This is a genomic window from Mesobacillus sp. (genome assembly GCF_049588175.1).
Lineage (GTDB): Bacteria > Bacillota > Bacilli > Bacillales > Cytobacillaceae > Mesobacillus.
Window position 1 is genome coordinate 1 of record NZ_JBAVFI010000381.1, and the last position, 7,367, is coordinate 7,367.

General features: G+C 46.0%; 9 protein-coding genes. All 9 read left to right on the top strand.

The window, feature by feature from the left end; translation table 11 throughout:
- Positions 1-461 precede the first annotated feature (461 nt).
- Positions 462-839: an NADH-quinone oxidoreductase subunit A gene (locus tag WB217_RS09495; protein ID WP_207501341.1), complete on the top strand. Its 378-nt coding sequence runs from the start codon at positions 462-464 to the stop codon at positions 837-839.
- Positions 830-1,342 (top strand): NuoB/complex I 20 kDa subunit family protein, encoded by a 513-nt coding sequence (locus WB217_RS09500; RefSeq protein ID WP_207501340.1) that lies wholly within the window; start codon positions 830-832, stop codon positions 1,340-1,342. The genes WB217_RS09495 and WB217_RS09500 overlap by 10 nt, the downstream gene beginning before the upstream one ends.
- Positions 1,343-1,345: 3 nt before the next feature.
- Positions 1,346-2,740 (top strand): NADH-quinone oxidoreductase subunit C, encoded by a 1,395-nt coding sequence (locus WB217_RS09505; RefSeq protein ID WP_423992840.1) that lies wholly within the window; start codon positions 1,346-1,348, stop codon positions 2,738-2,740.
- 3 nt (positions 2,741-2,743) lie between these two features.
- Positions 2,744-3,844: an NADH-quinone oxidoreductase subunit D gene (locus WB217_RS09510; RefSeq protein ID WP_423992842.1), complete on the top strand. Its 1,101-nt coding sequence runs from the start codon at positions 2,744-2,746 to the stop codon at positions 3,842-3,844.
- A complete protein-coding gene (nuoH, locus tag WB217_RS09515) occupies positions 3,844-4,851 on the top strand; it encodes an NADH-quinone oxidoreductase subunit NuoH (RefSeq protein ID WP_423992844.1) in 1,008 nt (335 codons plus the stop codon). The genes WB217_RS09510 and nuoH overlap by 1 nt, the downstream gene beginning before the upstream one ends.
- Positions 4,852-4,917: 66 nt before the next feature.
- A complete protein-coding gene (gene nuoI / locus WB217_RS09520; protein ID WP_423992846.1) occupies positions 4,918-5,337 on the top strand; it encodes an NADH-quinone oxidoreductase subunit NuoI in 420 nt (139 codons plus the stop codon).
- Entirely contained in the window at positions 5,334-5,855 is a 522-nt protein-coding gene (locus WB217_RS09525) for an NADH-quinone oxidoreductase subunit J (protein ID WP_423992848.1), read from the top strand. Before nuoI ends, WB217_RS09525 begins: the two co-directional genes overlap by 4 nt.
- The gene (nuoK, locus tag WB217_RS09530; protein WP_335428292.1) at positions 5,852-6,166 is read left to right on the top strand and encodes an NADH-quinone oxidoreductase subunit NuoK; all 315 of its coding nucleotides are present in this window, start codon (positions 5,852-5,854) and stop codon (positions 6,164-6,166) included. Before WB217_RS09525 ends, nuoK begins: the two co-directional genes overlap by 4 nt.
- A 145-nt stretch (positions 6,167-6,311) precedes the next feature.
- A partial coding sequence (locus tag WB217_RS09535) for an NADH-quinone oxidoreductase subunit L (protein ID WP_423992851.1) occupies positions 6,312-7,367 on the top strand: 1,056 nt, incomplete at its 3' end.

Consider the following 7,367-nt stretch of genomic DNA (forward strand, 5'->3'; position numbering starts at 1 on the left):
TAACAGAGCCTTTTTAAAAAAAACTTTCTAAGATTTTCCCGTCTGTAACAGATTCAAAAATGTTGATAAACGTCACTGACAAAATAAGCGAATGTAGGTTTTAATATAAAATGTAACCGATTGCCACTTTCAGGTGTTACATACATTTACAGCAACGGCTCGAGCTTTATTCTATGGTCTGCACTTTCCTGAAAAGCCGAACGCTGCCATCCTCAAGAAAACACCTGGTCAAAAACAAGAAGAATAAATTCCGATCCATGCAACTATGTATGGAAGTGGACGACTAATTCTGGCTATCAATCCAAGTCATTTTTGTGCCCTATTTTTCTATTGAAAAAGGCATGGAAGAAGGTTGCCAGTTTGTTCAAAGGTTTATCGACACACATTTGCAACAATGGTATAATTGTTATCGGTTACAAGTTTGATAAGTATGAAAATTTTACAACATTGGAGGGATGGGCATGGAACAGTTGAATCTATATCAAAATAACTATTTGATAGTCTTTGTGTTCCTATGTCTCGGGGTATTGCTTCCGGTTGTTGCTTTATTCGCAGCTAAGCTGCTGCGTCCAAAGTACAAGCAGGATGAGCGCAAATATACCACCTACGAGAGCGGGATGGAACCTTTCAGCGATGCTAGGGTTCAGTTTAACGTCCGTTATTATGTTTTTGCCCTTATGTTCGTTATTTTTGATGTAGAAACAGCGTTTTTGTATCCATGGGCTGTCGCCTATGAGAAATTAGGGATCTTTGCGTTGATTGAAATGCTGATCTTTGTCGTATTGCTTCTCATTGGACTCATCTACGCGTGGAAAAAGAAGGTGCTAAAATGGATTTAAAATTGGATGATCTTTCACCTGCTGAAATGGCAGAACTCCAAAGAAATGTATTCGTGACAACACTTGAACAGGTTAAAGGCTGGGCACGAAGCAACTCCATGTGGCCAATGACATTCGGTCTGGCTTGCTGTGCGATCGAAATGATGGCTTCCAGCTCCGCGCACTATGACCTTGACCGTTTCGGAACGTTTTACCGGAACTCGCCGCGTCAATCAGATGTCATGATCGTGTCCGGAACAGTTACGAAAAAAATGGCTCCTACAGTGCGCAGACTGTATGATCAGCTGGCTGAACCAAAATGGGTCATTGCCATGGGATCATGCGCAACAGCAGGAGGTCCTTACGTAAAATCTTATTCAGTAGTAAAAGGGGTCGACCAGATCGTTCCTGTTGATGTATACATACCGGGATGCCCGCCGAACCCAGCAGCACTCATTTACGGGATTAATAAATTAAAAGAGAAAATCCGTTACGAGGCGAAGACCGGGAAGAAGGTGATCTAACCGATGAGCGGGGAAAAAGATTTAGAGCAGATAAAGAGAGAAGCAGCTGAAAAAGCGAAAGAGCTCGCAAAACAGCGTCTGGCAGCAAAGCAATCTGGTGAAGGAAATGATCCGAAAGAGGTTGCTGAAAAAGTCGCTGCACCTGAAGAAAAACAAGCTGAGGAACCTGCAGCAAGTGATGACGCAGACCTCGCGAAGAAAAAAGCTGCGGCAGCAGCAAAAGCAAAGGCAGCAGCATTGGCGAAAATGAAAGCGAATGCGCAGGCAGCAGGAGAATCACCTGATGCGCAATTAGCGTCAGAGACGCCAGCCATTCCGGCAGAGCCAACAGGAGATGACGCAGACCTCGCGAAGAAAAAAGCTGCCGCAGCAGCAAAAGCAAAGGCAGCCGCACTCGCTAAAATGAAAGCGACTGGCCAGGCAGAAGCAGGAGAAACAGCAGAATCTCCAGCAGGAGACGATGACCTTGCGAAGAAGAAAGCAGCAGCGGTAGCGAAAGCGAAGGCAGCTGCAGCTGCAAAACTGAAAGCAAAGGCAGAAGCTGGTGAAGCAATAGAAGCTCCATCAAGCGACGATGATGACCTAGCGAAGAAGAAGGCAGCAGCGGTAGCGAAAGCAAAAGCGGCAGCAGCAGCAAAACTGAAAGCAAAGGCCGAGGCGGGTGAAGGGTCAGAATCTCCAGCAGGAGACGATGATGACCTTGCGAAGAAAAAAGCAGCAGCAGTAGCAAAAGCAAAGGCAGCCGCAGCAGCGAAAGCAAAAGCCGCAGCAATGGGCGGAGATGCTGGTGGCTCAGCACAGGACGAAAAAGCGAAAGCGATTGCCGCCGCAAAGGCAAAAGCAGCCGCAGCCGCAAAGGCAAAATCCGCAGCCGGAGCAAAAACCGAAGCTGCAGAACCTGCAGAAGAGAAGAAGCCTTCTCCAAACCAGCCATATCTTGATAAATATGTAAAAGTGATTTCAGACAACCTTGGTGCGGATGTTTTAGAAGATTACTATATTAACCCGTTATCCAAGGATGTGCCGACGCTAGTTGCGAAGAAAGATTCGTACCATCGTGTCGCTGCATTCCTGAAGTACAATGAACTGCTGGGATTCGATTATTTATCAGAGCTTCACGGCACTGATTTTGTAACGCATATGGAAGTGTATGTGCATTTATACTCATACAAAAACAGGCAGATTGTTGCACTGAAGGTCAAGCTGGATCGTGACCATCCGGTTATCGAATCAGTTCAGCCTCTTTGGGCAGGTGCAGATTGGCCTGAATGTGAGACTTACGACTTGCTTGGTATTAAATTTGAAGGCCATCCTAACCTCCATCGCATCATGCTAGGTGAAGACTGGGTCGGCCACCCATTAAGAAAAGACTATGAACCGTATGATGTGGAGGTGTAGCCCGTGATACGCACAGAAGAAATGCTCTTGAACGTGGGCCCGCAGCACCCTAGTACGCACGGTGTATTCCGCCTCGTTCTTAAAATCGACGGGGAGATTATTGTTGAAGCGAAGCCGGTAATCGGCTACCTGCACCGCGGTACGGAAAAGCTCGCGGAAAATCTTCAATATACCCAAATCATTCCGTACACGGACCGAATGGATTATGTTTCGGCAATGACAAATAACTATGTACTTGTCCATGCAGTAGAAACCATGATGGGAATCCAGATTCCTGAACGCGCTGAGTACCTAAGGGTTCTTGCGATGGAATTGAACCGTGTTGCCAGCCACTTGCTATGGTGGGGGACATTCATCCTTGACTTCGGTGCTACCAGCCCATTGCTGTATGCATTCCGTGACCGCGAAATGATCCTGAATCTGCTGAATGAACTTTCAGGTGCGCGCCTGACATTCAACTACATGCGTGTTGGCGGCGTGAAATGGGATGCTCCGGAAGGCTGGCTTGAAAAGATTGCCGAGTTTATCCCTTATTTAAGAGGGCAGCTGAAGGGGTACCATCAGCTTGTATCGGGGAATGAAATCTTCCTTAACCGTACAAAAGGCATCGGCAAATATACAAAAGAAGATGCCATCAACTATTCTTTGAGCGGGGCAAACCTTCGCAGTACTGGCGTCAAATGGGATTTGCGCAAGGATGAGCCGTATTCAATTTATGATCGCTTCGACTTTGATGTTGTCACCCGTGAAGAAGGGGACGCACTTGCCCGTTACTATTGCAGGTTAGGAGAAATCGAAGAATCACTTAAAATCATCGAACAGGCTTTGGAACAATTCCCGAAAGAGGGAGAAATCATGGCCAAGGTTCCAAAGATCATCAAGGCTCCAAAAGGGGAAGCGTTTGTCCGAATCGAAGGCTCCAGAGGCGAAATCGGCTGTTACATATCCAGCGATGGCAAAAAAGAGCCTTACCGTCTCAAGTTCAGAAGGCCGAGCTTCTACAATTTGCAGATCCTTCCAAAACTTTTAGAGGGCGAAAGTATCTCAAATCTGATTGCGATTTTAGGAGCGGTTGATATCGTTCTTGGGGAGGTAGACGGCTAATGGTTGCGGATCTTCTCACTAATAGCCCTGGCTTGATCAACTTTGGTATTTTCTTTCTCTTGGCAGTCGTCCTATTGCTCGTTATCCTCGGATTCGTAACAATGGCCATTTTAGCTGAGAGAAAAGTGCTTGGATTTATGCAGGGACGTTACGGTCCGGCACACGTGGGCGGTAAATGGGGTCTTCTGCAGTCTGTAGCAGACGTATTAAAGCTTTTGGTAAAAGAAGACTTAATCCCGAAATTAGCAGATAAGCCGCTGTTCATTATCGCACCGGTGATTGCGTTCGCCCCATCCTTCATGGTAATGGCGACCATCCCACTGACCGATGAACTGCAATTTGCTGATTTGAATGTTGGTTTCCTATACTATATCGCCATTTCAGGCCTGACGATTGTCGGGATGTTAATGGCAGGCTGGGCATCAAACAATAAGTACTCCTTGCTTGGCGGTATGCGTGCCGCGGCACAAATGATTTCCTATGAAATTCCGCTGGTCATGAGCGTGCTTGGGATTGTCCTGCTTTCAGGAAGCCTGAACTTGAATGAAATCGTAGAGGCACAGGGCAGTAAAGGCTGGTTCATTATATGGCAGCCAATCGCTTTCATCGTCTTCTTCATTGCTGCTACTGCAGAACTGAACAGGGTGCCATTTGACCTTGCTGAAGCGGAAAACGAACTAGTTGCCGGTTTCCATACCGAGTACTCTGGCTTCCGCTGGGCGATGTTCATGCTTGCTGAATATGTGTATATGTTCGCAATGTCAGCCTTGATTGTTGTGCTTTTCCTTGGAGGCTGGCTGCCGCTTCCGTTCCTGGGCTTTATCCCAGGCGCTGTGTGGTTCTCGCTTAAGTTCAGCCTTGTTGTGTATATCCTAATCTGGTTCCGGGCTACGTTCCCTCGTATCCGTGCAGACCAGTTGATGGAGTTCGCATGGAAGGTGCTATTGCCGGTTGCACTTGCAAACATTTTCCTGACAGCTTTGATAAAAGAACTTTTCAATATTTAAAATAAGAATGGGAGCATTCGCTTTAAAAAAGCGCCTCTGCTTCCTGCATTAAAAGGGGTGAATAACGTGCTAGGATGGACTAAAGGATTAGCTTATACCCTTAAACAATTATCTCGTGACAAGCTCACTTATGATTATCCAAACGAACCAATTCCGCTTCCGGACAGGTTCCGGGGCATCCAGAAGTTTTATCCCGAAAAATGCATTGTCTGTAATCAATGTGCTAACATTTGTCCGACAGAATGCATTAATTTGACTGGTAAAAAGCATCCTGATCCAACGAAAAAAGGAAAAATCATAGATACTTATGATATCAACTTCGAGCTTTGCATCCTCTGTGACCTATGCACAGAAGTTTGCCCGACTGAAGCAATCATCATGACGAACAACTTTGAGCTTGCTGAATACAGTCGGGATGACTTATTTAAGAACCTGGAATGGCTTGACGAAAATGATGAGAATATACGGAAGGTGAATAAAGCATGACGTTATCAGGCGAATTTTTTGCGTTTATGTCACTTGCTTTAGTGGCGGTAATCGGCGGCGTGCTTTTATTGAACCTTACCAAGGTCATCCACATGGTCGTTGCACTCGTCTTTACATTCGTTAGTATTGCAGGAATCTATATTTTGTTATCAGCCGAATTCATCGCGGTGATCCAGGTCATGATTTATTCCGGAGCGATCACGATCATCATGCTATTCGGAATCATGCTTACCCGCCACCACAGTGACGATGAAGAGCAAAAAACAAGTCCATGGAGAAAGCTCCTGCTTCTTCTTGGCGTACTGGGCTTCGGCGCAGCTGTTTATTACGGAATTTATGACTTGAGTTTTGAAGCAGTCCCGAATACGCTGCATGAAAATAACACAGAACAAATCGGAATGGCGCTTTACTCCAAATACATCATTCCATTTGAGCTGACATCCGTAATCCTGCTTGTAGCGCTGGTAGGCGCTATCGTATTGGCGCGAAATGATGATAAGGAGGGGGATAAGGAATGAGTTCTGTTCCAGTTTCAGCCTTTCTTGCACTTGCACTTATCCTATTTTGCATCGGACTATACGGTGCTTTGACTAAACGGAACACAGTTATCGTGCTGATCTCGATTGAATTGATGCTCAATGCAGTCAATATCAATCTAGTAACCTTCAGTAAATACGGGTTGAACCCTTCCATCACAGGCCAGGTTTTCGCACTGTTTGCCATCTCGGTAGCAGCGGCAGAAGCAGCTGTGGGACTAGCGATTTTGATTGCTCTTTACCGCAACCGCAGATCGGTCAATGTTGATGAAATGAATCAGCTCAAAAATTAAGTAGGATTGAAGGCGGCGGAACATCCCGCTGCTTAATGTTTGGAACATTTCTTGTAGCTGGACTGCCCCGTGTAATACGGGCCTCAATCTGACGGACGTATAAATGATAGACAACGTCCGTTCAAAAAAGGGGATTGTGATATTAATGGAGAATGCTTGGCTCATTCCGCTGTTCCCGCTTGTATCCTTTCTATTCCTTCTTCTATTCGGCAAAAAGCTCAAAGAAGCAAGTGCCTTCGTTGGAATTTTAGCGACTCTTGCCTCACTGGTATACTCCATCCTTGTGCTTCTCGAGCGCTTGACGGAGTCCACCTTTAAAGCTGAAACCGTTTGGCTGACAATAGGGGATTTACAACTGACTGCGGGCTTTGAAGTAAACCAATTAAATGCATTGATGCTGGTGATTGTATCTCTTGTCAGCTTCCTTGTACATACCTATTCAAAAGGGTATATGCATGGTGATGAGCGGATCCCGGTTTTCTATGCTTATCTAGGGTTATTTACATTTGCGATGTTAGGTCTTGTAATCTCGCCGAATCTTCTTCAGACATATATTTTCTGGGAGCTTGTCGGTGTAGGTTCATTCCTGTTGATCGGATTCTATTTTTACAAAGAAAGCGCCAAAGCGGCTGCGAAAAAAGCCTTCATCATGACCCGTATCGGGGATGTCGGGCTGCTGATTGGGATGATTTTATTATTCTGGCAAACTGGCAGCTTCGAATATGATGAGATTTTTGCAGCAGTAGAAGAGGGCGCTATTTCTGGCACAATGATTACCTTGACTGCCATCCTGATTTTCATCGGGGCGGTTGGTAAATCAGGTCAGTTCCCGCTTCACACATGGCTTCCTGACGCGATGGAAGGCCCAACTCCAGTTTCTGCGTTAATCCACGCAGCGACAATGGTTGCAGCGGGTGTTTATTTAGTCGCATCGCTGTTCCCGTTATTCAATGCGAGTGAGGCAGCCATGATGACAGTAGCTATCATTGGTGCCTTCACGGCGATCTTTGCCGCTACAATTGGCCTTGTACAGACTGATATCAAACGCGTTCTTGCGTTTTCAACCGTCAGCCAGCTTGGCTATATGATGCTTGCATTAGGATCTGCCGGCTATGTTGCCGGTGTATTCCATTTGATGACTCATGCTTTCTTTAAAGCTTTGTTGTTCCTTGCAGCAGGCAGTGTCATTCATGCTGTACAT

Coding starts and splice junctions, on each gene's coding strand:
- WB217_RS09495 (WP_207501341.1), top strand. CDS start 462: ATGGAACAGTTGAATCTATATCAAAATAACTATTTGATAGTCTTTGTG.
- WB217_RS09525 (WP_423992848.1), top strand. CDS start 5,334: ATGACGTTATCAGGCGAATTTTTTGCGTTTATGTCACTTGCTTTAGTG.
- nuoH (WP_423992844.1), top strand. CDS start 3,844: ATGGTTGCGGATCTTCTCACTAATAGCCCTGGCTTGATCAACTTTGGT.
- WB217_RS09505 (WP_423992840.1), top strand. CDS start 1,346: ATGAGCGGGGAAAAAGATTTAGAGCAGATAAAGAGAGAAGCAGCTGAA.
- WB217_RS09500 (WP_207501340.1), top strand. CDS start 830: ATGGATTTAAAATTGGATGATCTTTCACCTGCTGAAATGGCAGAACTC.
- nuoK (WP_335428292.1), top strand. CDS start 5,852: ATGAGTTCTGTTCCAGTTTCAGCCTTTCTTGCACTTGCACTTATCCTA.